This window comes from Lutimaribacter saemankumensis, from assembly GCF_900100005.1.
Lineage (GTDB): Bacteria > Pseudomonadota > Alphaproteobacteria > Rhodobacterales > Rhodobacteraceae > Lutimaribacter > Lutimaribacter saemankumensis.
The window spans coordinates 1-1,282 of sequence record NZ_FNEB01000042.1 but is presented as its reverse complement, the minus strand read 5'-3'; the positions used below and the strand labels follow the sequence as shown (position 1 = coordinate 1,282).

1 protein-coding gene and 1 pseudogene are annotated in these 1,282 nt (G+C 59.3%); both read right to left on the bottom strand.

Annotated features, from left to right (window positions below; genetic code table 11):
• The coding region (locus BLT50_RS19525) for a hypothetical protein (RefSeq protein WP_217629264.1) at positions 1–289 on the bottom strand (289 nt) is incomplete at its 3' end.
• A gap of 318 nt (positions 290–607) precedes the next feature.
• A pseudogene (locus BLT50_RS19450) lies at positions 608–1,282 on the bottom strand (zinc ribbon domain-containing protein); the annotation flags it as partial.

Here is a 1,282-nt window from a genome sequence, read left to right as displayed (position 1 = left end):
CTGATCCAGTGATACCCGAGAAAGAACGGGGCTTCTTTTCAAGAATGTTCGGTGGATGAACCGAGAAACTATCGGGTATTCGAGATGTTCGGAGGAAAAAAGAACCAAACGGATCAAACCTTCTAGCGTGCCTGGTCTGATCGACCTGCTCAGCTTTGATCATGAACAGGACACGGTTCTTGTCGTCGGTGACGCCGAAACTATCCCGGGCATTCTCGAGGGCCTTGGAGTATTCACAAACATTGACATCAGCCAGACCGATTTCGCCAATCTGTTCATCGTGCTCCAACCCGGCGCGGACGATACACGGTTAATTAGAATTCGCATGCCGTAGGCACCGAATGTAAGCCAAAGACAACTCTACAATGCTGTAAGTCGGGCTGACATTTCGTTCTGGCGACTGCTTCTGGCTCAGAGCAGAAGTTCGCTGCAAGTTGCCCGAATGGCGGTGATGGGCCACTATGACAGGGTAGGTAACGGCACAGCCGACACGCGCTGGGCTTTAGCGGTGCCAAGACCGCCAAGTACACAATCCCAGCCTTGCCTAAGGCGTCAAATGCGCACCGCCGAACCGCTTCAACCAATTCAGCGCCTTCTTTCGAGAATCTCAAATATGGCACAAGAGTTTCGCCCGACAACGATGGTTGCGAGCCCCCGCAACCAGTTTTACCGAACCATGGTCAACATCGACAAGCGCGCCCGGCTGGGCCGCTTCGATCAAGGCCGTGAGCGCCCCCTCAACTTCCAGTGTCACACCACCCGATGGTGCCACGTGCACCGTGACTTGCGCGATCAGGCCGCGGATCAGTTCCAGTGCCCGCGTGCGGATCTCGGGGTCTGCAAGGCTGGCTGCCAGGTCCGCCACCTTCGCCCGGTAGTGCTCGCAGAGCGCAGGATGGAGGCGAACCGGGGACGGCGGCGGCGCCGCCAACTGCGCTTCCAGCTCGGCCTTCTTCTCTTCAAGGGTGCCCAGGCGCTCCTGCAGCCCTGCGCTGCGCAGCCCATCGGCGATCGCATCGTAAAGCCCGTCGAGCTTCCGGTTTATGTCGCGCAGCTCTGTCTCCAGGCGCACCCGCACCCGGTTGTCCTCGCCGCGCTGGCGATTTGTCTCCGCCGTGAACGCGGTGATGAATGCGGCGACGGCCTCTGGCTGCATCAGTCGGTCGCTCAAAAGCTCGAGCACGGCTTCTTCGAGGACCTCCCGCCGGAACCCGGTGCGCTGTGAACAGGTCCCAAGTTTGCGCGCATTGGCGCAAGCCAGGTATGTTTTGCCCACCGAGGC